The following is a 26,355-nucleotide window of genomic DNA, read 5'->3' as shown; positions in this document are numbered from 1 at the left end:
GTCAACCATAATCAGCACCCCTCCAACCCCGAAAGGATTCAAGGATGAACCAGTCAGCAACCAAGGAAAACGCCGATATGAGCGCCCAGCTGGACAAGGCCCAGAAGAGCATCGATCGGCTCTTCACCACCCGCAATGACCGCTGGTATCCCCAGTGCCACATCGCTTCCAAGGCCGGATGGATCAACGACCCCAACGGCCTGAGCTACTACAAGGGACGCTATCATGCCTACTTCCAGCTCAACCCCTACGGGAGCGAGTGGGGAAACATGCACTGGGGGCATGTGTCCAGCGCCGACCTGGTCACCTGGCGGCGCGAGCCCCTGGCCATGGCGCCCACCCTGGAGGTCGAGAAGGACGGGGTCTTCTCCGGATCGGCCGTGGTGGGCGACGACGGCCGTCTGACCATCTACTACACCGGTCACCGCTGGCGCAATGGGGTCAACGATGATGACGGCAACCTCCAGGAGCAGTGCATGGCCGTCTCCTCCGACGGTATCCACTTCGAAAAGAAGGGTGTCGTGGTCCCCTGCCCCGACGACAAGATCCTGCACTTCCGTGACCCCAAGGTGTGGAAGATGGGCGGGCTCTGGTACATGGTCTTCGGAGTCAGCACCCCAGCCCACCGGGGCGAGATCTGGATGTATACCTCCAATGACATGGAGCACTGGACCTTCGACCGGGTGATCTATCGGCACCCCGACCCCGAGGTCTTCATGCTGGAATGCCCCGATATGTTCCCCCTGGAGGACAAGTGGGTGATCTGCTACTCGGCCATGGGCTTGAAACCCCATGGATTCGAAGCCCGCAACCACAACAACGCCGGCTATGTAATCGGCAGCTGGCAGCCCGGCGGCGACTTCCATCAGGAGACCGAATTCCACCTCTGGGATGACGGCCACAACTTCTATGCCCCGCAGACCTTCCAGGCTCCTGACGGCCGTCGGCTGGTATTCGGCTGGATGAGTCCCTTCACCGAGCCCATCCCCATGCAGGAGGATGGCTGGTGCGGCCAGTTCACCGTACCCCGCGAGGTCACCCTGGCCGGTGATCATCTGCGCTGCTTGCCCATACGCGAGTTCTCCAACCTGGACCAGGACCAGCAGGACTTCGGCCCCATCGAGCTGAAGGTCAACGGCAGCCAGGATCTGTTGGACGACGCGCAGACCGCCGACATCACTATGGAAATTGACCTGGCCAAGTCCCAGGCCGAGCGCATCGGTCTGGAGATTCACCGAACCCAGTCAGGCGATCATACGCTGGTCTGCTATGACGACCAGCTGGACCGCGTGGTGCTGGACCGCCACTGCAACACCTACGGGGATCGGGGTTACCGCACAGCACCCGTCGACAAGTCCTCGGGCAAACTCAAACTGCGTATCATCGTGGACCGGGGCTCGATCGAGGTCATCATCAACGACGGGCTGGAGATCATGTCCTCCTACTCCTTCCCCGCCGAAGGACCCCGCGGCATCCGCCTGATCGCCGAGTCCGGCGAGGGCCAGGCCCTGATCGACTCCCTCTCCATCGCCAGACTGGGCACCATCTGGGAAGAGCCGGATCGCTGATCCGACTGTCCTAGTCGGCACAGGAAAGGCCCGCCCCCTGAATTACTCAGGGGGCGGGCCTTTTACTTGGTAAGCATCGCCTTCAAGTATCCGTGGTGAGCACCAAAGAATCGAAGATCCCAGAAGAGGTACCGACTTTTTGACACTGACTCCTTGCCATGGACCAGCGGCCATGACTGCGCCACAGCCGCCTAATCTTCGAGACCAGAAACCATTGATGTGGCCGATCCGGCCCAGGCTTTACTTGCCGACCTTGACCAGCAGAGCCATCAACCCTGAGACAATGGCCGCCGCACCCATGAAGAGGAAGGCTCCGACGAAGGAACCGCCGGCCGCCTTGACCAGATAGCCGATGATCATGGGGGCCAGGAATCCGCCCAGGGTGCCGCCGGTGTTGATGATGCCGATGGCGGAGCCGATGATATGCGGGTCCATGATCTTGTGGGGCCAGGTGAAGATGCCGGTGAAGGCCACCACGGAGACGCAGGATACCAGGATCAGCAGCAGGAGGGAGAGCCAGATGTTGCGCGAGAAGACGAAGCATACGACCAGGACGGCGCTGATCACCCCGGCACCCAGGATGGCCAACTTCTCCCTGCCCAGGAAGAGCTTCGAGAGCAACTGACCGGCGTAGATGGTGGCAACGGTCGTGAAGACCGCATTGACCGCCAGCAGGATGCCTGCCTGGCCGATCGAGAGCCCGAAGGTATTTTTGATGAAGGTGGGCATCCAGGAGATATTGCCATACAGGAGGATGTTCAGCAGCAGCATGGCCACGAAGAGGACCAGCACGTTCCGATTCTTCAGAACCTCGAGGAACCCTGCCCCCTTGGCTCCGGGCTTCTGGTCAGCCTCGGGCTGGCGGGGCTTGGATGGCACGAAGATCAGGATGCAGATAAAGGCCAGCAGGTAGAGGGTGCCCAGCACAGCGTATGCCAAGTGCCAGTTGATGGCGACCAGGTTGGCGCCCAGGACGAAGGCCAGGATGCCGCCGATGCCCGAGGTCGACAGGATCAGGGACTGGACGAAGGTGCGCCGTTCCTGGGGGAAGTTCTCCGCGATCGACTTGGAGCAGGAGGGCGGATAGCCACCGTGGCCCATGCCAGCGAAGAACCGGACGATGATGAAGAAGGCCAGACCATTGGCCAGGCCGAACAGATAACTGAACAGACCGATGATGATCATGGAGGCCATCAGCACACGCTTGGCCCCAAGCCGGTCGGCCAGCCAGCCGCTGGGAATCTGCATGAGCGAGTATCCCAGGAAGAAGGCCGACATGATGATGCCTGTCTGCCCCGAGTCAAGGTGGAACTGCTCGGAGATGGGGATGATGGCGGTCGAGATCATGTTCTTGTCCATGTACACGATCGAGTAACCGGCCATCAGGGAAAAGATCAGCGTTCCGCTCGCCGTTTTTGAGGATTGCTTGATTGCCATTGGTCTGTCATCCTTCAGTCGAAGCCAACCGCCGCAGGGCGATTCGATCCACAGGGATCACAGGGCCCGGCGGCAGCCGAATAGCAAGTCAGTGAGGCATCACATCGTCAGGGATGACAACCTTGTACTCCTGGCCGGCGAATGTCTTGCTGAAGTCCTCCTTGGCGGCCTTTACCAGGTCCGGGTTGGTAAACGCATCATAAGCGGTCAAAGCCAGGGTCTTGCCCGCCGCAAGCAGACCCTTGTGGGCCACCGAGGACTTGCCGTTGGCCGCCCATTGCCAGGAGTGTGGTGAGGTTCCCTGGGGCTCGAACCCGCCGCTGAACTGGGCGGTGGGCGTCTGCCAACTGACATCGCCAACGTCGGTGGACCCCGATGCCGTATCGGTGAAGGCCAGCGGATACTTCTTCAGGGCCATGGTGGACTCGGCCATCTTCTGGACTTCCTCCTCCGGAAGATCCGGGAAAGCTGCCTTGGTGCGGCTGAGCACCCTCTGCTTGCCGGCCTCGGAAACCGTGTCGGTGTAACGGCGTTCGTAGTCCAACTCCTGCTGGTCCAGGGGCAGGGGGCCGACGACGTCCAAGTTCCTGTCTATGGCCTCGGTCAGCGGATGGTTGGGAATGAAGTTGTAGCAGGCCGCGTCGAACTCCTCCTTGACCTGTGTCTCGGTCATCAGGGCCGCACCCTGGGCGATCTTCACCACACGCTTGAACAGATCCTGAGCCTGATCCATCCTGGGGGCACGTACGAAGTAGTAAAGACGGGCGTGGGACTGCACCACATTGGCCGACTCGCCGCCTGCGTCGATAAAGGCGTAGTGCACACGGGCCTCATCAATCATGTGCTCACGCAGGAATTGCACCCCCACGTTCATCAGCTCCGCAGCATCCAGGGCGCTCCGGCCCAGCTCAGGGGCCGCAGCCGCGTGCGCTGGCACGCCGGTGAAGTCGAAGTAGGCCTGCAGGACTGCCAGGCTGGAGGAGCCCCAGGCCTGGGTCACATCCGAGGGATGCCAGGACAGGGCCAGGTCCAGCCCGTCGAAAACCCCGTCCCTGGCCATGAAGGCCTTGCCATAGCCCGACTCCTCAGCAGGGCAGCCGAAGACCTTGATGGTCCCCTTGAGCCCCTTCTCCTCCATGAAGGTCTTAATCCCGACCCCGGCCGCGACGGCTGCCATACCCAGAATGTTGTGGCCGCAGCCTTGCCCGTTGCCGCCTTCGACCAAGGGCTTGTGTTCACCCAAATCAGCCACCTGGCTGAGGCCTCCCAAGGCATCGTATTCGCCAGTGATGCCAATCACCGGACGGCCCGAGCCCCAGGTCGCCACGTAGGCATAGTCCATATGACCCACGCCCCTCTCGATGCCAAAGCCTTCCTGCTCCAACACCTTGTAGTGCTGCTGGACCGACTCCTTCACGGCAAACCTGGTCTCGGGGGTACCCCAAATATGGTCGGCGGCCTCAATGAACTCCTGTGACTTATCTTCGATGATCTGCATGATGCGTTGCTTGTCGTCCATGCCTGTCGCTCCTTCGCTTCGTTTGCTGCCCTGATTCCCACAGCGGCCATGGGTTGCTTCGCTGTGATAAGACACATACTACCTTTCAAGGGCATTGCGAGAGTGCTCAGACATGTAAATTCGGACGACCATGGCTGGCTTCACATCATGGGAGGGACAGTTTTCTCAGCCATTCTCCACGCCGCCGAAGCGCCTGTCCCTGTGAATGTAATCGTCGATGGCCCGCCAGAGCACCTCGCGCCCGCAGTCAGGAAAGAGCTCAGGCACGAATTCCAGCTCCGCATATGCCGCCTGCCAGGGCAGAAAGTTGGAGGTGCGCTGCTCCCCCGAGGTGCGCAGAACCAGGTCGCAGTCCGGTATGTCGGGGTTGTAGAGGTGCTGGGCGATCATCTTTTCAGTCACCTTGGAGCCCTTGATTTGCCCGGCCGCCACCTCCCGGGCGATGTCAGTGGCTGCATCGGCAAGCTCAGCCCTGCCCCCGTAGTTGATGCAGAAGATCACATCAATCCTGGTGTTGTGGCGGGTGCGCTCCATGGCCGCCTCCAGCTCGTCAATGACCGACTTCCAGAGCCGGGGCCTACGACCCGCCCAGCGCACGCGCACTCCCCAGTCGTCCATCTGGGCCACTCGCCGATGGATGATGTCCCTGGAGAAGCCCATCAGAAAGCGGACCTCAGCCGGCGAGCGTTTCCAGTTCTCCGTGGAGAAGGTGTACAGGCTCAGGTAGCGGACCCCAGCCTCAATGGCCCCGGCTATGGTGTCGAAGACCACCGGCTCGGCAGCCCGGTGACCCTGGGTGCGCTCCATGCCCCTCTGCTTGGCCCAGCGGCCATTGCCGTCCATGATCACACCCAGATGACGAGGGACTGAACCCTTGGGGAACTGCGGGATACGCGCGGGATCGGAGAAGGGGGCTGCAGGCACATCCAGGGAGGTGTAGTCAACGGGGTCAAAACTCATGCTTCACGAATCTAATAGCCGCAGAGATCTGATGGGCCGCTCCAGATAATATTCGCCCCATTTCTCGACAAGACCATCGCAGAGGGGAGTTGAGCCCCTGCCGTCCAGCTTGGGCCAGTCCCCGCTGCTCAACGCCCGGAAGCGGGCCAGGGTGGCTGGATCTACCGCCACAGCGTCAGTAGGCCTGTCCCGACTGCAGACCATTCCGCCGCCGGGCACCGAAAAGTGGGTCAGCTGATCAGTCCGCCCGCAGACGATGCAGGAATCCAGCCGGGGCCGCCAGCCAGCCAGCGCTAGGGAGCGCAGCAGATATGAGGCGCCGATGTCACGGGGGTCATGCCGGTGACCTGCCAGACTGGCCAAGGCGGAGACCAGCAGACGGTATTGCTCCGGAGCCGGCTCGTGCTCGCCCACCACCAGCTTGTCGGCGGTCTCAAGCATGACACCCCCGTTGGCGTAGAGGTCATAGTCGGCGCATATGGCATCCGCATAGGGAGCTGTGCAGGCCGCCTGGGATACGATGTCCAAGTTGCGACCACGGGAGATGAGCAGGTCGTCACGCATGAATGGCTCCAGCCGGGCGCCGAAGCGGGACTTGGTCCGTCGCACCCCTTTGGCTACGGCCCTGACCTTGCCGTGTCCCCTGGTCAGAATGGTGACAATTCGGTCGGCCTCGCCCAATTTGACCGTTCTGAGGACCAGGCCCTCGTCACGATAGATGGCCACGACGGTCCCGTCCTTTCATTGGTAGATGAACAGGCCCCAGAAGGCGAAGATCAGCAGGACCCCGAACATGGCCAGGGTGGTGACGATGAAGAGTGCAACACCCAAGCGGGTGGAGGCCAGTACAGGCCTGGGGTCCATGTTCCGCATCTGCTGGCGAAGACTGGGGCCGCCGGCCTTGCTTGTGCGGACCTGGTCGGGCAGCCGGTCCAATCCCCTCAGGGAGGCTACTTCGACCATGCGAGCGAAGGTGCGTGACCAGGCCCAGATGACCAAGGCGCAGACCACCTGGATGACCGGCCAGCTCCAGTAGCTGACCCCAGCCTGGTCGGGCACGCCGCCCCAGCCCAGACGTACCACCGCCATGATGACCTGGCCCAGACCGGCTCCGAAAAGGACCAGGGTGGCCATAGTGGTGCCGGTGATGGTTGCCAAGGTGCCGCCGAAGCCATGGCTGAAGCCCAGGACCGGGTCCTTGCGTCGGCGCAGACGGTACAGTTTCGTCAGACCGGCCACCAGGGCCATGGCCAGGGCCGCCAGCAATAGCACCAGGGTCAGCAGGTGCAGGACCAGCATATAAATAGTCAGCGAGCGCCGCCCCCTCAGATCAGTGGGCACGGCGATGGACTGGTGGATGGTGGCCCCGCCCACGCTGGGGCTGGTCTGATGCAGGCCATGGGCCTGACCCACCGCCCAGTCGATCATGTCCTGCTGGTAGTGGTCGGCCAGGGGCGTGCCGGTCCGGGCCTCATCCCCCAGCCGCAGCACATGGTTGGAGACCGGATAGGAACGCACAGTGACGTTCTCATTGCCGGAAGCATGAGCTTTGGAGAGCACGCGCTGCACGCCCTCCACCTGGGCGGTCATGACATCCTTGGCCCCGTAGGCCAGCAGGGTGGGAATGGCGTAGGTGTAGCGGTCAGTAGGGTCGATATCCAGATTGTTCAGTCCCAAGAGGGAAGCATCGGTGCTGAAGAGCCGACGGACCACCGACTGGTAGCCCTGGTTGGCCCCGGCAATAGCGAAGTCCTGGGCCACGAAGAAACCCATGGCGTGCCGCGGGGAATAGACCATTGGGCTCAGCAGGATCTGGAAGGCTATCCGGTGGTCCATGGTCAGCAGCATGGCGGCGATCCAAGTGCTCTCGCTGGTGGCATAGATGCCCACCTTGGATGCATCCACATCATCCCGGTCGCGCAGCAAATTGGCAACCCGCTCGTAGGCCCTGGCCGAAGCGGGATAGTCCCGGTCAGCATCCGTGGTTGACCAGACCGGCTTGTCCAGCACGGCAGTGACGAAGCCAGCAGAGGCCATGGACCGGGCCACGTCCCCGAAGGAGTTGTCGCATGTGCCATAACCGGCGCCATGCATGAAGACTACAGCCGGCCGATGGCCGGAAGCCCCCTGAGGAGCACGAATCAGAATCCGAATACGTTGGCGCTCGCCAGTGGCGGGCCTTTCCATGCTCAGTTCCTGGTGACGGGATTCGACCTGGTACTGCCCCACGGTATCCCTGGCAACCCCGGCAGGCCAGTCAAAAGTGACCGCGGTATCCGGAGTCAGTGTGGGGAAATTCTGATCCACTGGTTCGTATTTCCAGGGAACGGCGGTCAGGTGGGAGACAGAAGCCAGCAGACCCATGAGAATCACGAAGATGGGCAGGCTGGTCATCAGCCGCCTGACCCTGCTCCACCGACTTGCGGGGAGGGAACGCTCAACCTCTTGGGACACGACGGCCATTGTAACCGGTGGCGAGGATGGTGCTTATGCGCTCAGCTGGCACGGCCGGTGACCGGAACCACCATGGGCCCTGCCTCCGGCAGGGTTTCACCCTGGACCGCCGCCTTTGCATCCATCCGGGCGGCGATTTCCTTGGCCCGCTCCAGCAGTGTGGGGACGATTTGGTCCTCAGGGACGGTCTGAACCACCTTGCCCTTGATGATAATCTGGCCCTTGCCGTTGCCCGAAGCCACCCCAAGGTCGGCCTCCCTGGCCTCGCCTGGCCCATTGACGATGCAGCCCATGACAGCCACCCTGATGGGAGCGGTGATGTCCTTAAGACCCTCGGTGACTTCCTTGGCCAGCTCGATCACATCCACCTGGGCCCTGCCGCAGGAGGGGCAGGAGATGATGTCGAAGTGGCGCTGGCGTAGACCCAGGTATTCCAGAATCTTGCAGCCCACCTTGACCTCTTCCACAGGCGGTGCGGACAGGGAGACACGGATGGTGTCGCCGATGCCCTCGGCCAGGAGCGCGCCAAAGGCCAGGCAGGACTTGATGGTCCCCTGCCAGGAGGGGCCGGCCTCGGTCACGCCCAGGTGCAGGGGCCAGTCGCCCTTGGAGGCCAGGAGCCGGTAGGTCTGGACCGTTGTCACAGGATCGTGGTGCTTGACGGAGATCTTGAAGTCGTGGAAGCCCACATCCTCGAACATGTGGGCCTCTTTCAAGGCCGAAGCAACCAAGGCCTCGGGGGTGGGGCCGCCGTAGCGAGCGTAGATGTCCTTGTCCAGGCTGCCGGCGTTTACCCCGATACGCAGGGAGATGCCCGCATCCGTGGCGGCCTTGCAGATTTCTGGGCCGATCTGGTCGAACTTTCGGATATTGCCCGGGTTGACCCTGACAGCTGCACAACCCGCATCGATGGCCTGAAAGACATACTTGCTCTGGAAGTGAATGTCGGCGATGACCGGTATGGGTGACTTCTTCGCAATGATGGGAAGCGCGTCGGCATCGTCCTGGCTGGGCACAGCCACCCGTACGATATCGCATCCAGCTGCGGCCAGCTCGGCGATCTGCTGCAAGGTCGCATTGATGTCAGCGGTGACCGTGTTGGTCATGGACTGCACCGAAATGGGAGCGCCTCCGCCGACCGGCACAGGCCCCACCATGATCCGACGGGAGCGGCGACGAGGATGCAGCGGAGTCTGGCTGATAGCCTGCTCACCTGTCTTGCGGAACCCTTGGGAGGGTGCTGGCTGTTCGGTCTTGGGAATGCTACTCACGCTGTCATGTCTATCAAAGCATCGGCCCTTTGGCGTGCCTCATGCTCGACTTGCTCCATTACCTCCACGGATGTGAATGTTCCCGGAAGATGCGTTTCCATGGCATCCATGACTGAACGGATGGTTTCGACGATGTCCAGGTAAGGCAGCTGATGATCCAGGAAAGCCCGGACCGCCTGCTCGTTGGCGGCATTAAAGACCGCAGTCATGGGCTCGCAGCTCCCTAGAGCCCGCCTGGCCAGATTGACCGCCGGGAAAGCCTGGTCATCCAAGGGCTCGAAAGTCCAAGTACTGGCCTTGGACCAGTCGCAGGGCGCAGCCACATGGTCAAGACGGACGGGCGCCGACAGGCCTAGGGCGATTGGCAGACGCATATCAGGTGGCGAAGCCTGGCTTATGGTGGCCCCGTCCTGGAATTGGACCATCGAGTGGACCACAGACTGGGGGTGGACCACCACGGTGATCCGCTCGGGCTCGATCCGGAAGAGCCGACTGGCCTCGATGACCTCTAGACCCTTGTTGACCATGGTGGAGGAGTTGATGGTGACCACCGGACCCATGGACCAGGTCGGATGGTTCAGGGCCTGTTCAGGGGTGATCTCGCGCATGGCTTGGCTGCTCCAACCCCGGAAGGGACCCCCTGAGGCAGTGACCACCAGACGGGCCACCTCTCCATGCTGCCCCGAACGCAGAGACTGCCAGATGGCCGAATGCTCGGAGTCGACAGGGTTGATCTGGCCCGGCCTTATCTCGGCGTCAAAGAGCAGATGGCCTCCGGCCACAACGGACTCCTTGTTGGCCAGAGCCAGCTGGGATCCGGCCTGCAGGGCTGCAATAGACGGACGCAGACCAACTGAACCGGTAATGCCATTGAGGACCAAGTCACTGCCGGAACCGGCCAGAGCCTGAACCGCATCCATGCCTGCCTCTACCTGGATGCCAGTCAACTCCAGAGCCTCGAGAGCCTGCTGCAGAGCCGGAACCTGGGCCTTGTCGGCCAGAGCAAGACGGGTCACGCCAAAATCGCGAGCTTGGCGGGCCAGCAGTTCGACATGCGCGCCGCCAGCGGCCAATCCAGTCACTTGGAACCGGTCCCTATGACGACTGATCAGATCCAAAGCCTGAGTGCCAATGGATCCTGTGGATCCCAGGATGACCAGACTGCAAGACTGGCCGGCATCGTCCCTGGGCGACCAATCCGACAAGATGCGCTCATGCTCGACCGACAAACCAACCTGCCTGCCTTCACTGCCTGCATTCATTGTTTCCAAATGACTCATCGACCGCCTTTATCCTGCTCCCCCTCGTCACCGAAGGCCGGGAAAGCAATATCAGGAATGTCCAAATCCATCTTGGGCAGATCCTGGTTGAGCAGGGAGGCCAGGTAGGAATCCGGATCCTTGTCCTGCTTATTGCCCTGCGTGTTTTGCGAATAACGGGGCTTGGCCCAGTCGGGCGTATCCGTGCTGCTTCCGGCTGTTTCAGCCCAGGACCGCTCATGGGCCTCAGGCGCTGCTGGCGAGGGTTCCCCATAGCTGCCCAAGGGCCCGCCTGCGCCCAGAGGACCATCGACGAAGGGCGAGGAGATGATTGAGGCGGATCCCGGCATAGACGAGCCGTCAGTGTCAGCACCTGCCGTTGAGGGAGACACTGGCGATTCCGGCCTTGTGGAGGAGACGAAAGCGTTCCCTGCCGAAGTAGGCGGAGTGGAGGCCGCGGGTGCCGAAGAGGTCGGCTGGAATACCGCAGGCTCAGGAGTCTGTGGTGCGGGGGAAGGCGAAGAAGCGGCCACCGAGTTGAATGGCACGGATTGCGCAGCCGACGCGGGTGCTGCTGACGCTGATGTGGGAGCCGCAGGAGTGTGGCTGGTTGGCGCAGAGGCCGGCTGTGCAGCCGCGGGCGGCACGGAGGCGGGCATGACCGATTCCTGTCGACCGGAGACAAAAGGATCGGCAGGGGTGGGATTGGCAGAGCCAACAGGGGCTCCGCCACTCACTCCTGCTGAGGAGGCCGACCTGGCTGTGGAAGAGGCAGGAACAGCTGCCGCCGATGCTGCTGAGGCTGCCCCAGCGCCTTCCTGAGTCAGTCGCTGGTTGACGGTCGAAGCCAGAGCACTCAGCGAACTGTTGGGTTGCGCCGTCGGTGCTGTAGGCGTTGTCTGCGTGCTGGCGGCCGGCGCCTCAAAGATAGCCCGCTCCGCCTGGTGCAGTTGAGCGAAATCATCCTGGCTGCCCTTGTCGCTCACGACAGCGGAATCATCGGGAATGCTCCAGGCTGGTGCCTGGCTCTGTCCGATCAGCGGCTGAACGCCCGAAACTGAAGGGTTCTGCCCGGCAAGCTGCGAGTGCCCAGAAACAGCAGCTGGAGCCGTTGCATTAACGCTTGCTCTCTTGGCCCTCTCGCTGACCCTGGCAAAGGACTCCAGCTGCTCCAGAAGCTCGACGGCCTTGGCCAGGAAGAAGTCCACCTGGCGCTCGTCATAGCCCTTGGGCCCCCGCCGCTGGGTGAAGATGACGTTGGAGACGCGGTCAGCCGTGATGTCGGTGTTCTTCGACTTGCCTGAGTCGGTCTTCCGTCCCTCATGCAGGTTGAGCTGATCAGAAGTCTTGTTGAGGACCTGCTCGATCAGCCGCTCCACCTGCTTGCAGTCGTATGAGGGCATGCCGGGATCCCCGCGCTTGAAGACGCTGCCCGAGGGTCTGCCGGCATGAGCGGTCAGCTCTGATTGCAAACTGACCATTCTAGTCGTCCAGCCATCCACGCCCACCCGGGCTATCTCCAGACTGGTCTGCCTGTCGGAAATCACCCTTTCCAGCCGCGAGAGGGCAGCATCCACCTGGGTGATGATATAACCGTTCTTGCACAGGTCAAAGGAGGCATTGGCTATCTCCTCCTGGGTAAGATCGGGGTCCTGGCTCTCATAGAGTGAGTGAGCCCGCTCCAAGAAAGCATCAACCTGCTTGGTGTCATATCCCCACTTGCGCTTGCCCGAGCGCGCGATGGTCGCCTCGGTTCCACGGGCATCAGGCTTAGCTGACATCAGGCATCGACCTCCTGACCTTTCTTGCCAACGATCTTCGTGCATTGATTCTACGTGAGCGCTAAGACGCAACTTCGGGCACACACCCCTAAAACCCCTGTGGTCCCGCCCGGACTCGAACCGGGGACATCCACCGTGTAAAGGTGGCGCTCTAACCAACTGAGCCACGGGACCAGCACACTACCTTAGCAGAATACACGGTGACAAGGCCGCAAGGTGCGGCTATAATCCTCTAGGAATTCGGGCCTTGCCCGTAAAAGAAGAGAAACACACCGTATATACCGCATAAGAGGGGGGTTCGGATTGTCACAGACAGTCGATACAGGCAGTGGCAGAAAGACCAACCGCACCTTGGTGACGGTGGCGGTCTTTATTGCCACCTTCATGACGGCCATCGAGGGGACCATCGTCTCCACCGCCATGCCCACCATCATCGGGGACCTGCATGGGCTGTCCATCATGAACTGGGTCTACTCCATCTATCTGCTCATGACGGCGGTCACCACACCCATCTACGGCAAGCTTTCGGACCGCTTCGGCCGCAAGCCGCTGCTGACCATCGGCCTGCTGGTCTTCGTGATCGGGTCCACCCTGTGCGCCCTTTCCCAATCCATGCCCCAGCTGATCAGCGCGCGTTTTCTGCAGGGCTTGGGGGCAGGCGCCATCCAGCCGCTGACATACACGGTTCTGGCCGACATCTATCCCCTGGACAAGCGGGCGGGCATGATCGGTCTGAACGGTTCGGCCTGGGGCATCGCCTCCATCATCGCCCCCCTGCTGGGAGGCTTCATCGTCCAGCAGATAAGCTGGCACTGGGTCTTCGCCATCAACGTGCCCATCGGCCTGCTGGTCATCATCATGATCCAGCTCTTCCTGAGCGAGCATATCCAGGCGCGTAAAACCCGCGTCGACTACATCGGCATCGGGCTGCTCAGCATCTGCCTGATCTGCCTGATGCTCGGCCTGCAGAGCCTGGGATCGGCGGGCGATGCGCGGATCACCTTGGTTCTGATTGCGGCCACCGTGGTCACCTTTGCCCTGCTTCTTCATGTCGAGGGCCGCCAGGAAGATCCCATCCTGCCCCTGCGACTCTTTCGGATCAGGACCTTCGTCATCCAGAACATCTGCATGCTCCTGGTGGCCGGATTCCTCATGGGCTTCGACACCTACATGCCCATCTGGATGCAGTCTGTTCTGGGAATGAACCCCTCCCTGGGCGGTTTCGTGGTCACCCCCTCTTCCATTCTTTGGCTCCTGGGCGCCTACCTGGCCGGACCTCTGACCATGCACCACCCGCCGCACCGGGCCACCAATATCGGCCTGGCCTTCATCCTGACAGCCTGCGTCTGTTACATAGCCGTCCCACAGGCCACCGCCTACTGGGTCTTTCTGGTCATTTCCGCCGTAGTCGGTTTCGGCTTCGGCCTGACCATCACCACCTCGACCATCACCGCCCAGAGCGTGGTGCCAGCAGGTGATGTGGGCGCCTCGACCAGCTTCAACACACTGGCCCGTTCCCTAGGGCAGACCCTGATGGTCTCAATCTTCGGCATCGTCATGAACACGGTCATCGCCCGCGAGGTGCCCCAGCATAAGGGGCTGACCGAAGACATGATGAACAGCATGATCAACCCGGCCACAGCAGGGAGCATCCCCTCTCGCCTGCTGGGACCGGCCCGCACCATCGTCTTCGACGGCCTGCATTGGATCTTCCTGGTGGGCCTGGTCATCCTGATAATCGCCTTGGTGGCCAACCTCTGCGATATCCGCTCGTGCACGCTGCTGGCTGAATATCAAAACAAGGCCACGACGGTGGCTCCTGCCGTTGCTGAGAAGGGCGAGCGGTAAGGGCCGTTGTCCAGACGGATTCCTCCGTGAATTCCTCATGAACGACAAGGAGGTGTCGGGCATGTTTGATCCTGATGCCCGACACCTCGTTCATTGGCGCTTATGCGATATGTCGAGCCGACGCAGGCGCCGTTACAGCCAGGAGTCTTACTTGCCCTTGCCGAAAGCCCGCAGCTGGGTGGCGTTCCAATCCTTGCTGACGGTGGTGGGCATCAGGGCGTTCATGCCCGCAGTCTTGGCCGCATTGGAGACGACCCCTGGCGCCGAAGCTCCAGGTCTGCCGGGTTTGGGAGTCAGCACCCAGAAAGGTGCGCCCTTGTTGACCATGGCCGAGGCATCCATGATGGTATCCGCCAGATCGTCTTCGGCATCACCGTCCCGCCACCAGATGATGACCCCATCCACGGCTGCGTCATAGTCCTCGTCCACCAGCTCTTCGCCGGTCAGATCCTCGATCCTAGTCCGGATCCCGTCGTCGACATCGTCGTCCCACATCCATTCCTGGACGATATCGCCGGGATGAAAACCGAACTCTTCCGCTGTATAGGTTGTAGTCTCAGCCACGGCTTCAGCATAACAAGACTGCCGGAATTCACCAATTGGACCGGCCTTGTCTTACCTGCCCTTGGCGGCCGTGCAGCGGGGCAGCACCTCCCCCTGGCCATGGCCGATGGCCACCAGGGCCTTGTAGGCCTCATCCAGGGTGGACACCCGCACGTCGCGCAGTCCTTCGGGCACATGGCCTGCCACCTGTGAGCAGTTGGCGGCTGGGGCCAGGAACCAGGCGGCGCCGTCCCGTCTGGCCCCCAGCATCTTCAGCTGAATGCCGCCGATGGCCCCGACTCGCCCTTTCTCATCCATGGTGCCGGTCCCGGCAATGGTCAGGCCACCGGTCTCCTGCTCGGGGGTGATCTTGTCGATGGCCCCCAGGGTATACATGAGTCCGGCCGAAGGGCCGCCTATGTCGGCCACCCTCATGCTGAACTGCAGACCTGATACGTCATATCCACGAGCCTTGAGGAAGGCCAGAGCCTGGGCCGAGGCAGCCTTCTGGGAGCCGTGCATATCGCCCTGCTCCTGGCGCTTGTACTCCTCCACGCTCTGTCCGGGAGGCACCACGGCCTCTTGGGGAAGCACCGTGGCGTGAGGGTCGGCCCAGCCCACCAGGGCATCCAGATTTGAGGCCGGGTAGCCGGGGATTCCGCGGGCATTGACCGTGGTCATCAGCAGCCTGCCCTTGTCACGATGGACCTGACCACCCTTCACCTTGATGACTGGTGATCCTTTTGAACTTCCCAGCACATCCTGGGTGGGGCCGGGCGTCTCGATGGTGTAGGGCGAAGGAAGGAAAAGCACCAAGAGGGCCAGAATGACCAAAAGACCACCGACCAGCATTTTGCGGGTGGGTCCGCCAAGTGTCCCGATTTGCCTTTCGGGTGCGCCTGTGGCGCAGTGATCCGATTTCCCGTGCGGAAGTGTCATAGCTCCAATATTATGGTTGATGAAGACGATAATCCCGGCAGACGTCAACCTAAGCGGCGGGCGACCTGCCTTGGCGAGGACTGGAAACAAAGCAATGGACGAGAATGCAATCCACCAATGGCTCATTGAGTGCTTCGGCCCGGTGCAGGGCGAGCTGGCTTGGAGTCAGTTCTCTCAGCTGCCTGAGTCCATCCGCTCCCAGATGGCTGCCCAGGGAGCCGAACAGCTGCCCAAACCCGCCGAAGTCCAGGCCCTGATTCAGGCTTTCACGGCTGGAGGACTGAACACTCCGGCTGACATGCAGGCCCAGGCTGACCAGGGGCCCATCAACGTTGCGCTGGCCAAGAACATCGCCCTGGGGCGCACCAGGGCCGACCAGTCCGACACCGCTGTCACAGCCGAGGACAGCGACCGGGTGGCCCGAGTCATGAGCGAAGCCAACCTCTGGCTGGACACCGTCTGCGCCTTTGACCCCGCCCCAGGCCAAACCGAAGCCTTGACCCGTGCAGGATGGATCGAGGGCAGCATAGACGCTTGGGTTCAGTTCGCCTCGCCGGTGGCCCAGGCGGTCAGCGAGGCCTTGACCTCCGTCATAAGCCAGCGCTTCCAAGGTTTCGACCAGGGTGAGATTTCGGGGATGTTCGCCGGACCTGTGCCCATCCCCTTGCCTGACAACCTCAAGGATCCGACCACGCTGATGAGGCTGCTGGGGAACACCTCATTCGCCATGCAGCTGGGTCAGGCAGCCGGCGAGCTGGCCAAGGAGGTGCGCGGAGGATTCGACCAGGGCATACCGTTGCTAAAGAACCCCGCCGGAGCCCTCATACCTCAGAACATCAAGGCCTACGCCAAATCCCTGCAGCTGGATCTGGACGAGGTCACCCGCTACATGGCCCTCAAGGAAGCCGCCCACGCCCGGCTCTACGCTGCCGTCCCCTGGCTGATGCCGCGCTTCGAGGCCCTGATCGGCAAGTATGCCCGGGGAGTCTCTATCGATTTGGACGCTGTGGAGGATCAGCTGCGCGACGCTGAGCAAATCAACCCCGAATCGATCGCTGGCGCCATCAACCTCAGCAATGTCGGCATTGAGGATACCCCTGAGCAAAAAGAGGCCCTGCACAGCCTGGGCGACCTGCTGGCCCTGGTGGATGGCTGGGTGGATTGCGTGGTCTGGAACGCCGGCATGGCCCACCTGCCCCACCTGGAGCAGCTGCGGGAGATGACCCGACGCGAGCGTGCCGTGGGAGGGCCGGCTGAACAGACCTTTGAGTCCCTGCTGGGCCTGCATCTTCATCCCAAGCAGCTACGTGAGGCCGCCGACCTTTGGGAGCGCATCACCGCAGAGGAGGGAATCCAAGGCCGTGACAGTCACTGGTCCCATCCTGATCTGCTGCCTTCGCTGCCTGTTAAGGTCGAAGGCGGCCAGGGCGGAGCATCTACATCCGCAGACGGGCAATCCGAGCAGAAGGCCGCCACTTCCGCTCCCTCGGTGGACTGGGATGCCGAGCTGGACAAACTATTGAATGCCGAGGAAAAGGATTCCTCTGCCGATTCGACCGCCTCCGCAGACTCCGGAGCTTCTGATTCCCACGCTGCAAATGACCAGGAACATTCGGGCCACGAGGCTCCGGGCGACCAGAAGAGCACCCGCGACAGCAACCCGGACCAGGATGACTCAGACAGGAGCGATCCTGACAGCAGCCAAGACTGAACACCCTCTACGTTCCGATGGACGAGACGTTGGTCCTCAGCGGTGAATGAACCGGCTGGGGGTGCGTCGGACGAAGGCGCTGCCATCCTTGTGCTCCGCGTAGGAAAGATGCAGGGTGTCCTCTGCTCGGGTCACCCCTACGTACATGAGGCGGCGCTCCTCCTCCAGGGCATCTCCTTCCGGCGGCGAGCCAAAGGGAATCAGCCCCTCGGCGCAGCCAACAATGAAGACATGAGCGAACTCCAATCCCTTGGCAGCGTGAATAGTGGAGACCGTGACCCTCCCTTGGCCCATGCCGCCCTCAAGCTGTTCCAGTACTTCCTGCCTGCTCAGATCGACCGACTGGTTCTGCCAGCCCGACTCGGTACGCACCCGATAGCCGATTCCGCGTTCGTGCAGGGCACGGCAGATCAGGGTCTGCTGGGCATTGATCCGGGTCAGGATTGCAAACTGGCCGGGCCGCGCCCCCTTCCGAATCATGGAGGATATGCGGGAGGCCACGGCTCCAGCCTCATCGCCATCGTCCTCATAACGTGTCATCGCGACCCTGCTGCCCGCCTGACGGGCCGAGGCCAGCTTCAGATAGTCGTCACGCACCGGCGAGCGCGCCAGAATGCCGTTGGCGTAATGGACTACCCTACCCGTGGACCGGTAATCGGTGGACAGATCCAAATCTGCCTTAATGCCGGGGAATTCCTGGGGGAAGTTCAGCAGATAGTAGGAAGTGGCTCCAGCAAAGGAGTAGATGGTCTGGGCTGGGTCCCCCACCACACAGAGGTTCTGCCTGCCGTTGAGCCAGAGCTTGAGCAGCCGGTGCTGCAGGGGCGAGACATCCTGGTATTCGTCCACGGTCAGCCAGCCGATTCGGTCTCGAATATCTGCAGCAGCCTGGCCGTCTTCCTCCAATATGTGGCAGACCAGCAGGAGGATATCATTGAAGTCCATCTGATTGTGGGCGGCCTTGGAGCTCTCGAAGACCGTGTACAGGTCGGCCATTCGATCGGCCTCCAGACCGGCCGGCGGCAGACGGTGACTGGCCGCGCAGACACGAACGTAGTCCTGAGGGGCAATCAGCCCCACCTTGGCCCAATTGATCTCCGCCGTCAGGTCCCTGACCTGGCCCGGGTCGGCCTCCTGCCCGCAGACCCTCTGGTAGGAGGAGGACACCAGAGGACCCACATCCTCAATCAGATCGGGAGGGTAGGTCCCGCTGACCTGGGGCCAGACCCGTCTGAGCTGCTGCAGGGCCGCCGAATGGAAGGTCGCCGCCTGCAGGGAGGCCGACACGCCAAGCTTGGTCAGACGATCACGCATCTCGGCTGCGGCACGGACCGAAAAGGTAACTGCCAAGGTTCTGGAGGGCTCCCAGCTGCCGCTGGCACAGGCATAGGCCATCCGCCGGGTGATGGTCCTGGTCTTGCCAGCCCCGGCCCCCGCGACAATCCGCACAGGCCCGTCAAGCACGCTAGCCGCCTGCCGCTGGGCTGGATCCAGACCCTCCAGCAATCGTTCCTCATCCTCATGCACACCCCCATTGTGTCAAAGGCCGGTACCGGAACCGGCGGCGGCGTGCCCATGTGGTCTAGTGGGCAACCGTATCCACAACAGTCCTTGTATTATCCTTGAGGGTGTGAGTGAACGAACGAAGCTGACCCTGGCCGCCCTGGCATCGGCCACCATGCCCGAGGTGCCCATGACCGGTGCGCGGGACTGCGACCAGCTCAGCAGCCTGGACCGTACACAGGGCGTGGACTGCGCCGTGGTCCAGGATGCAACCGGCAACGTCTACGACGTCTGGGCCACCAGCTCGGAGGCCGGCAAACGTCGGCTGGCCGCTCGGGTCAAGGCGGCTCAGGCCCTGGCCGATGCCAAAGAGATAGCGGCCATGGGCTTCCGGGTCGAGCGCATATTGGCCTACCAGCCCGGGGAGAGGGCCGATAGTCCGACCGGCACCACCGCTGTTGCCGTCATGACCCACTGCCCAGGCCGAATCCGTCCCCTTCATCTGCTGACCTTGAACGAATGCACCGCCGCAGGCACCGCCATCGGCGCCATCCACCGGGTGCGTCCTGATTTTCTGAAAACCCACGGATATCCGGTCTTCTCCACCGCTCAAATCGCAGCCCAACTGCGGGGATGGATCAAGCGGCTGCGCATGGATGGCCACGTGCCCAAGGAAATCACCGATTCCTGGGCCTCCATCGTGGCGACCGACGGACTCTGGTCCTTTGAAACCTGCACCGTGCACGGAGGCTTCTCCGATGGAGACCTGCTCTATGCAGGCTCCGGGCTGAGCGGACTCTACGGCTGGCAGGATATGCAGGTCAACGATCCTGCCCGTGATCTGGCCTGGATCTTCGCCAAGCTGGACGGATCCCGCCGCAATGCAGTCATTGCAGCCTACGGCAGGATGATGGGGGCTCGGCTGGACGATCTGATCATGCTCCGAGCCAACCTCTGGCTGCAGATGGAGCAAGTGGGCGACTTCATCACCGCCCTGGATCATGCGGACAACGAACGGATCATCCAATTCAAAGCCCAGGTTGAGCGCCTGGCCCAGCAGCTGGGCGATCATGAGCAGGTCCAGCGCACCCGTCGCCAGGAGCAGACGCCAAGTCCGTCACCTGCCGGTGCACCCTCCACCATCACCGTAGGCACCCTGCTGGGCGACGATAATGCTGAAGCCCCCTCTGTAGCCGAGCTGCAGGAGAATCCGGCACCAGAACCGGACCCCGCCCCGACAGAAGCGTCCGATGAAAGCTCAGCCACCATCGCCATCAACAGGGCGGAAATGGCTGATCTGGCTGTGGCCCAGACCGCCATGGGGCACTCCGATGCCAGGAATAAGCCCATTGGGCAGGACCAGAGCACAGACCTTGGCAGTGACGATCAACGCAAGCAGCCAGCTGTTGCTCCTGCCGCCCAAGACGAAGACTCAGGCCTGAGCGATCACTTCCGCGGCATCGGCAACCCAGCCCCCAGCGACGGGGATGCAGATGGCGAAGCGGATTCGCAGGCTGCAATAAGCCACTCGTCCGGAGATGACCAGCCCTCGAACGCCGCTGATTCAGGAGACGCCGTTTCCCAGCCGCATGATGCTTCGTCAACTCAGGCTCTTGCAAACGATCAGACAGAGACCATCGTCCTTCCCAGAAAACCTCTGCCCGAGCAGATCCCCACACTCACCACAGACGGACAAGCATCGGCATCGCCGCCAGAGACGAGCTCTCCCCAGGAGGAGCCCCACGGGGACGCTTAGAGCGTAATCACCAGGGTCAGCGAATAATGAGACCGGAAGATCCGTGGACCGGCAGGTCTGGGCGACGGAGAAAAACCTTGGAGGTAACGATGGATATCGAATTCGGCATCAAAAATGTGGCCCGCACGGTCAGCTTCAGCACCAACGCCAAGGCGGACGAGGTGGCTGCCCACATCGCCCAGGCACTGAACGAGGGCGGACCCATCGATTTGGTGGACGACAAGGGTCGGCACATCATCGTTCCCAAGGAGTCGCTAGGCTACGCAGTGGTTGGTTCCGACACCACCCATCCTGTGGGCTTCGGCGTTCTGGGAGGCTCCTCCGACTGAGGCTGTGATCGCCTGACGGGGGCGGCAGGATCCTTGTGGTCCGACCGCCCCCGATTCGTATCCGTTAACCCTTCCAGGCCACCGGATGGCTCCCCCGGGCCCTGTCCACGATTCGGGCCACCACCTCGTCACTGGTGCTGTTCTCCCCCATGTGATTGGGTTTGCCTTGGCCGTGCCAGTCCGATCCGCCGGTCACCAGCAACCCCCAGCGCTGAGCCAGAGCCAACAGCCGTCGACGCTGCTCGGGCGGATTGTCCCGGTGCCAGACCTCCAAGCCTCCCAGGCCCTTTCTGGCCAGCGCGGCGATCTGCTGGTCGGAAAGCAGGACGGGATTGCGGCTGACCGCACCCGGGTGAGCAATGACCAAAACGCCCCCCGCATCGTTAACGGCTGCCAGCACCTGGTGGGTGGTCGGCGAGGGCGTGGGGAGGTAGTAGGCGCTTCTGGAGGAGCAGACCCCGGCGAAGGCCTGGCTGCGGTCGGCATAGACACCGGCCTTTACCAGAGCGTCGGCAATATGCGGACGGCCCACCGTTGTCTTCGACCCCTCCTTGACCTGGTCCAGCACATTTTGCCAGGTGATCGGATAATCTCGGGAAATCTGCTCGACCATGGTCCTGGTTCTAGCCAGCCTGGCCTCCCTGGTCTTGGCAAAGAGCCTGGCGATGACCGGATCCTCCGGATCATAGAGGTAGGCCAGCATGTGAACCGAGACACGACCATCCTGCGCGGTGATTTCAGTGCCCGGCAACAGTGGCATCCCCAAGTTTTGGGCAGCCTGACGGGCCTGATCCCAGCCCGCATTGGTGTCATGGTCGGTGATGGCCAAACCTTCCAGACCCAGCTGCTGCGCCTGCTCGACCATCCCCCTGGGCGTCACGGTGCCGTCCGAGAACACGGTGTGGCAGTGCAGATCCCACCCGGAAACCGTGGCAGTATCCTCATGCGTCATGCCTCCATCCTAAACTCGTGAACGCGTTCCTGTCCCAGAGAACCTCCCCAGCCATTGAGGTGATGGACCCCATGAGTGAATCGACCTCTTCAGCCCCTTCCAGCTATCTGATTGCCGCCCTGGCCTCACTTGCAACCCTCTACGCCAGCCTGGTTCTGTCAGCGGAAACCCTACAGCTGGCACGTCACCCCCAGGGCCAGCTCAGCTGTGACATCAACTCAGCGGTCTCCTGCTCAGCCGTGGCCCACTCACCCCAGGCCGAGCTGTTTCGTCTGGGCACCCTGCCGGTTCCCAATGCCTTCCTTGGACTGATCGCTGAATCCGTCTTTCTGACGCTGGCCGTTGTGGGCCTTTGCCGGATCAAGATGCCCGCGCTGCTGGCAGCAGGGACCTGGCTGGCCTCGCTCGCAGCTCTGGCCTATGCGCTCTGGCTGTTCACCCAGTCGCTCTTCGTCATCCACGCCCTATGCCCTTGGTGCCTGGTCATGACCTTCGCCACCAGCCTGCAATTCATGGCTTTCAGCCACGCCACGGTGACCCAGCAGGGTCTTTCGCGCAAGAGGTCGGGATGGCTGCAGATCTACTACCAGCGGCACTTCGATCTGATGGTCGATCTGATCTGGCTGGTCGCCTTGGCAACCATCGTCTTGGCTGTGGAAGGCTCTGCCCTCTTCGGCTGATCAGCAACCTGGCACGTGCTCCAGGGTCAGACGGGCGACCATTCTGGCCGGTCCGGTCAGCCACACATCCTGCGGATCCACATCCACCTTCAGACAGCCCCCACCCACATGGATGGTCCAATGATCGACTCCAGTCAGGGCTCGCAGCAGCACGCCGCTGGCGCATAGGCCCGTCCCGCAGGACAGGGTCTCGCCCACGCCTCGCTCATAAACCCTCATGGTGGCCCGACCGCTGCCATTGTCGGCATCCAGGGCATCCAGACGCAGGAATTCCACATTCTGCCCCTCGGCAAGCCCGGGCCTGACTCGCGGCGGGGCCGACAGGTCCAGATCGCCCGGATCAGGCAGATCGGTCTTGGCCAGCAGGTCGGCCACGGTCCCCGGCAACCCGCTGGCCTCCAACTCGGCAGCGACTGCCGTCAGAACGACTGCGTGGGGATTGCCCATATCCACCATGGTGCCAGGAGCCGAGCCTCCTAGGGCGCCGCCGTCAATCAGCTGTTGCCCCACCGGCCCCATCCGCCAGGCCCCGACCTTGACCATGAACACATGCTCGCCATCGCACTTCATCGGACTGCACGAGACAATCCGCTTGACCCCGGCTCGGGTCCCCAGCAGGAAGGAGGACCCCTCCATAGTTGGCGTCAGCCCCTGCTTCTGAGCGAAGAGGGTGATAGCCCGCGTCCCGTTGCCGCACATCTGCGCCAGTGATCCGTCCGCGTTGCGGTAGTCCATGAACCACTGACAGCCGAAACGGTCACAAGCATCCACCTGCGCCTGGTCCAAGTCGCTGACATCGGCCGGGTGGGTCAGCCGAATCACCCCGTCGGCTCCGACCCCGAAATGCCGGTCACACAGCCATCGCACCTGGTCGGCCGTAGGTTCCAGATCCCCCCGGGGATCGGCGTAGACCACGAAATCGTTGCCGGTGGCTTGCATTTTGTAAACAGTCCGGGGAATACTCATGCTTGTAGGGTACGGCCCTTCGGCGACAGGCTAGGCTGGTTCTTCGGCTGCGAAAGGAGCAGATCACATGGCATCAGATGCACCGATCGGGATCTTCGACTCCGGGCTCGGCGGTCTGAGCGTCACCGCAGCCATTCAGAACCTTCTGCCCCAAGAAAGTCTGCTCTACTTCGGAGATTCCGCCTACGCCCCCTACGGCACCAAGGAGCCGGACCGGATTGCCAAGCGCTGCCAGGTCATCGGCGACCGGTTCATGGACCAGAGCGTCAAGGCCATGGTCATCGCCTGCAACACCGCCACCAGCGTCTGCGTTGATCAGATGCGCCAGCGCTATCCGGTCCCTGTCATCGGCATGGAGCCGGCCTTGAAACTGGCTTGTACGCGCAGCGGAGGCCGACCTCAGCGGGTTCTGGTCACTGCCACCCCGCTGACCTTGAAAGAGGCCAAGTTCTCGCGCCTGATGGCACGGTTCTCCGGCAGGCACACCATCCTTACCCAGCCCTGCCCAGACCTGGTGACCATTGTGGAGTCTGACAGGCTAAATGACCAGACCCTGGTCGACGCCACTCTGCACCGTTACTTGGACCCCTACGATCTGCAGAACCTGGATGCCCTGGTCCTGGGCTGCACCCACTTCGTCTTCTTCCGCAAGTCCATCGCCCGCATCTGCCCGCCAGGCCTGGCACTGATTGACGGCAACCCGGGAACGGCCCGCCACCTCAAGGATCTGCTGGCCCAAGCCGATGCCCTCAACCCGGACCCCGGCCCCGGCAGAGTAGAGATCGCCAACTCTGATCCCTCGCCAGCCATGCTGGATCTGTCCAAGCGGCTACTGGCCTCATGCCGCCCCTGAACGGCTTGTCCAACGTTCACGCATAAGCTGTCATCAAGGGAGGATACCTGTCAGGAATCGAGGTGCCCATGGCACGCAAAAGAACAGCCGTCATTGACGTAGGCGGCGGTTACCGGTCCATCTTCGGCGCCGGCGTCTTCGACCGCTGCATGGAGCAGGGCATCGCCTTCGACCACTGCTATGGGATCTCGGCCGGCAGCGCCAATCTGGCCTCCTTCCTGTCGGGCCAGCTCAGACGCTGCTACCGCTTCTACACCGTCTACTCCTCGCGTAAGGAGTACGCAAGTGTGAGCAACTTCCTGACCAAGCACGCCTTTGTCGACTTGGACTACGTCTATGGCAAACTGTCGGCCCATGACGGAGAATACCCGCTGGATTATCAGGCTTTGAAGGCCAACCCGGCCCTGTTCACCGTAGTGGCCTGCAAGGCCACTGACGGATCCACCGCCTACTTTGACAAGTCCGACCTGGCCCAGGACAACTATGACATACTCAAGGCCTCATCCAGCGTGCCGGTGGCCAATAAGCCATACATGCTCGATGGCGTGCCCTATCTGGACGGCGGTATCGCTGACCCGGTCCCGATCCGCAAGGCCATGGACGAGGGCTATGAACGCATCGTCCTTGTCCTGACACGCCAGAGGGACATTCTGCGTGAGCAGAAGAAGGATGTCCTGCCGGCCCGAATCCTGTCGAGGACCTATCCGGCGGCCGGCGAGCGCCTAATGGAGCGCTACCGCACCTACAACGACGAGGTGGCTCTGGCCAAGCAAGCCGAAAAGGAGGGTCAGGCGCTCATCCTGGCCCCGGACAGCCTGTGTGGGCTGACCACGCTGAGCAAGTCGCTCAAGGGGCTCAACGCCATGTACGACAAGGGCTATCGAGCCGCCGAGGCCATAGCCGACTTCTTGAAAAGCTGACCCCCCCCCCACCCCCGCCGGACCTACCATACGGGGGGTTGTTGCTTTCTTGTTTTGTTCAAATCTTTTTAGAAGAACTTACAGAACTGGCGTTCCAGATCCGCTCTCTGCGTCCGCACTCTTGCGGTCGTGGCTGGGATCCGCACTTCCCTGACTGCTCTGGGCGGTCATCAGCGCTGCGGTCATCTGGTTAAAGAGCTCGTTATAGCCACCAGGGGTCGCCGCGGGCAGGACCAGGGTCTTGCCATTGTCAGACTCGGCCAGCGAGCGCATAACATCGAGATACTGGTTGAAGAGCACCACATTGTTGACGGCATCAATATCCATGCCCACGGCCCGCAGACTGTTGATCTGGTCCACAATGCCATTGGCGATCTCCCGCCGGTAGTTGGCTTGGCCCTCGCCCTGCATTCTGGTCTTCTCGGCATCCGCCCTGGCCTGCGTCTCGATCTCGATACGGTGGGCCTCGGCACGTTCACGGGTAGCCTCCTTTTCGCGCTGGGCCGCATTGATGGAGTCCATGGCCTGTTTGACCTGGGCGGAGGGGTCGATGGCGGTGACCAGGGTCTTGATAACCGAAAATCCGAAGCGCTGCATCTCCTGGCCAACAGTCTGCTGCACATCGGAGGCGATGTCATCCTTGCGGGCGAAGGCGTCATCCAGGCTCAGGGCGGGAATGGCCGATCTGAGGGCATCCTCCATGTAGGAGCGCAGCTGGCCTGCCGGGTCGACCAGCTCATAGTAGGCCGTAACCACGTTGGCCGCCTCCACCCGGAACTGTGCGGAGACCTCCACGGTGACGAAGACATTATCCTTGGTCTTAGTCTCCAGCTTGACGTTCAGCTGGTTGACGCGCAGGTTGGTCTTGGTGGCTATCCGGTCCACCAGGGGAATTTTGGCGTGAATACCCGCCTGTGCCACCCGGTGGTACTTGCCGAAGCGCTCAATGATGTCCGCCTGCTGCTGCGGCACCACGAAGATTCCCAAGAGGAAAATGATCAGCGCCAGGATCAGTACGGCGATCACAATGGCGATGTCTAGATGCATGAGTGTTCTCCTTCGAGCTGAAAACCGTTGGATGCCGGACCTGCAAACCGCCCCATTCC

The 26,355-nt window shown here is 62.1% G+C and carries 22 protein-coding genes and 1 tRNA gene; 8 read left to right on the top strand and 15 right to left on the bottom strand.

What is annotated here, in order from left to right:
• Positions 1-44 precede the first annotated feature (44 nt).
• Entirely contained in the window at positions 45-1,568 is a 1,524-nt protein-coding gene (locus J3T93_RS08505; protein WP_267431318.1) for a glycoside hydrolase family 32 protein, read from the top strand.
• Positions 1,569-1,808: 240 nt separating this feature from the next.
• Here J3T93_RS08505 and J3T93_RS08500 read toward each other — a convergent pair whose 3' ends face one another.
• The 9 genes from J3T93_RS08500 to J3T93_RS08460 all read right to left on the bottom strand — a co-directional run bounded on the left by J3T93_RS08500 (position 1,809) and on the right by J3T93_RS08460 (position 12,423).
• Positions 1,809-3,005: an MFS transporter gene (locus J3T93_RS08500; RefSeq protein WP_267431317.1), complete on the bottom strand. Its 1,197-nt coding sequence runs from the start codon at positions 3,003-3,005 to the stop codon at positions 1,809-1,811.
• Between the two features lie 88 nt (positions 3,006-3,093).
• Positions 3,094-4,524, bottom strand: coding sequence for an amidohydrolase (locus J3T93_RS08495; protein WP_267431316.1), 1,431 nt, complete (start codon positions 4,522-4,524; stop codon positions 3,094-3,096).
• A gap of 165 nt (positions 4,525-4,689) precedes the next feature.
• On the bottom strand, positions 4,690-5,484 hold the full coding sequence (locus J3T93_RS08490) for an isoprenyl transferase (RefSeq protein ID WP_267431315.1): 795 nt from the start codon (positions 5,482-5,484) through the stop codon (positions 4,690-4,692).
• Positions 5,485-5,487: 3 nt separating this feature from the next.
• Complete coding sequence (gene recO / locus J3T93_RS08485; protein ID WP_267431314.1) at positions 5,488-6,210, bottom strand: DNA repair protein RecO; 723 nt, start codon at positions 6,208-6,210, stop codon at positions 5,488-5,490.
• Positions 6,211-6,225: 15 nt separating this feature from the next.
• Complete coding sequence (locus J3T93_RS08480) at positions 6,226-7,878, bottom strand: alpha/beta hydrolase family protein (RefSeq protein ID WP_267431367.1); 1,653 nt, start codon at positions 7,876-7,878, stop codon at positions 6,226-6,228.
• Positions 7,879-7,979: 101 nt separating this feature from the next.
• Positions 7,980-9,209: a flavodoxin-dependent (E)-4-hydroxy-3-methylbut-2-enyl-diphosphate synthase gene (gene ispG, locus J3T93_RS08475; protein ID WP_416378845.1), complete on the bottom strand. Its 1,230-nt coding sequence runs from the start codon at positions 9,207-9,209 to the stop codon at positions 7,980-7,982.
• The gene (gene dxr / locus J3T93_RS08470) at positions 9,206-10,489 is read right to left on the bottom strand and encodes a 1-deoxy-D-xylulose-5-phosphate reductoisomerase (protein WP_267431312.1); all 1,284 of its coding nucleotides are present in this window, start codon (positions 10,487-10,489) and stop codon (positions 9,206-9,208) included. Before dxr ends, ispG begins: the two co-directional genes overlap by 4 nt.
• Positions 10,486-12,249, bottom strand: a complete 1,764-nt coding sequence (locus J3T93_RS08465) for a DivIVA domain-containing protein (RefSeq protein ID WP_267431311.1) — start codon at positions 12,247-12,249, stop codon at positions 10,486-10,488. Before J3T93_RS08465 ends, dxr begins: the two co-directional genes overlap by 4 nt.
• A gap of 100 nt (positions 12,250-12,349) precedes the next feature.
• Positions 12,350-12,423: transfer RNA gene (locus tag J3T93_RS08460), tRNA-Val, on the bottom strand.
• Positions 12,424-12,552: 129 nt separating this feature from the next.
• Between J3T93_RS08460 and J3T93_RS08455 the strand changes: the two genes are divergently transcribed.
• The gene (locus J3T93_RS08455; protein ID WP_267431310.1) at positions 12,553-14,097 is read left to right on the top strand and encodes an MDR family MFS transporter; all 1,545 of its coding nucleotides are present in this window, start codon (positions 12,553-12,555) and stop codon (positions 14,095-14,097) included.
• A gap of 147 nt (positions 14,098-14,244) precedes the next feature.
• Here the strand turns inward: J3T93_RS08455 and J3T93_RS08450 are convergent, their stop codons facing one another.
• On the bottom strand, positions 14,245-14,661 hold the full coding sequence (locus tag J3T93_RS08450) for a DUF3052 domain-containing protein (protein ID WP_024627263.1): 417 nt from the start codon (positions 14,659-14,661) through the stop codon (positions 14,245-14,247).
• A 51-nt stretch (positions 14,662-14,712) separates the two neighbouring features.
• Positions 14,713-15,579, bottom strand: coding sequence for a S16 family serine protease (locus J3T93_RS08445; protein ID WP_267400726.1), 867 nt, complete (start codon positions 15,577-15,579; stop codon positions 14,713-14,715).
• Positions 15,580-15,673: 94 nt separating this feature from the next.
• On the opposite strand from J3T93_RS08445, the gene J3T93_RS08440 reads away from it, so the two are divergent.
• A complete protein-coding gene (locus tag J3T93_RS08440) occupies positions 15,674-17,290 on the top strand; it encodes a zinc-dependent metalloprotease (protein ID WP_267431309.1) in 1,617 nt (538 codons plus the stop codon).
• 36 nt (positions 17,291-17,326) lie between these two features.
• Here the strand turns inward: J3T93_RS08440 and J3T93_RS08435 are convergent, their stop codons facing one another.
• Positions 17,327-18,817, bottom strand: coding sequence for an ATP-dependent helicase (locus J3T93_RS08435; protein ID WP_267400729.1), 1,491 nt, complete (start codon positions 18,815-18,817; stop codon positions 17,327-17,329).
• Between the two features lie 103 nt (positions 18,818-18,920).
• On the opposite strand from J3T93_RS08435, the gene J3T93_RS08430 reads away from it, so the two are divergent.
• Positions 18,921-20,549 carry a phosphotransferase gene (locus J3T93_RS08430; RefSeq protein WP_416378846.1) on the top strand — a complete coding sequence of 543 codons (1,629 nt, stop codon included), beginning with the start codon at positions 18,921-18,923 and terminating at the stop codon, positions 20,547-20,549.
• An 89-nt stretch (positions 20,550-20,638) separates the two neighbouring features.
• On the top strand, positions 20,639-20,878 hold the full coding sequence (locus J3T93_RS08425) for a DUF3107 domain-containing protein (protein WP_220237019.1): 240 nt from the start codon (positions 20,639-20,641) through the stop codon (positions 20,876-20,878).
• Positions 20,879-20,942: 64 nt separating this feature from the next.
• Here J3T93_RS08425 and J3T93_RS08420 read toward each other — a convergent pair whose 3' ends face one another.
• Positions 20,943-21,830, bottom strand: coding sequence for a PHP domain-containing protein (locus J3T93_RS08420; RefSeq protein WP_267400730.1), 888 nt, complete (start codon positions 21,828-21,830; stop codon positions 20,943-20,945).
• A 71-nt stretch (positions 21,831-21,901) separates the two neighbouring features.
• Here J3T93_RS08420 and J3T93_RS08415 point away from each other — a divergent pair, with 71 nt between their 5' ends.
• The gene (locus J3T93_RS08415; RefSeq protein WP_267431308.1) at positions 21,902-22,510 is read left to right on the top strand and encodes a vitamin K epoxide reductase family protein; all 609 of its coding nucleotides are present in this window, start codon (positions 21,902-21,904) and stop codon (positions 22,508-22,510) included.
• On the opposite strand, the gene dapF is transcribed toward J3T93_RS08415, so the two are convergent.
• Positions 22,511-23,476 (bottom strand): diaminopimelate epimerase, encoded by a 966-nt coding sequence (gene dapF, locus J3T93_RS08410; protein ID WP_267431307.1) that lies wholly within the window; start codon positions 23,474-23,476, stop codon positions 22,511-22,513.
• Between the two features lie 67 nt (positions 23,477-23,543).
• On the opposite strand from dapF, the gene murI reads away from it, so the two are divergent.
• Together murI and J3T93_RS08400 are read left to right on the top strand one after the other, a co-directional pair.
• A complete protein-coding gene (gene murI / locus J3T93_RS08405; RefSeq protein ID WP_267431306.1) occupies positions 23,544-24,329 on the top strand; it encodes a glutamate racemase in 786 nt (261 codons plus the stop codon).
• Between the two features lie 68 nt (positions 24,330-24,397).
• Positions 24,398-25,249, top strand: a complete 852-nt coding sequence (locus tag J3T93_RS08400) for a patatin-like phospholipase family protein (protein WP_267400733.1) — start codon at positions 24,398-24,400, stop codon at positions 25,247-25,249.
• Positions 25,250-25,327: 78 nt separating this feature from the next.
• On the opposite strand, the gene J3T93_RS08395 is transcribed toward J3T93_RS08400, so the two are convergent.
• Positions 25,328-26,296 (bottom strand): SPFH domain-containing protein, encoded by a 969-nt coding sequence (locus J3T93_RS08395; RefSeq protein ID WP_267431304.1) that lies wholly within the window; start codon positions 26,294-26,296, stop codon positions 25,328-25,330.
• Between the last annotated feature and the right edge of the window lie 59 nt (positions 26,297-26,355).

The sequence above is a fragment of the Bifidobacterium sp. B4111 genome, assembly GCF_026537235.1.
Taxonomy (GTDB): Bacteria; Actinomycetota; Actinomycetes; order Actinomycetales; family Bifidobacteriaceae; genus Bombiscardovia.
This window is presented reverse-complemented; position numbering and strand designations above follow the sequence as displayed.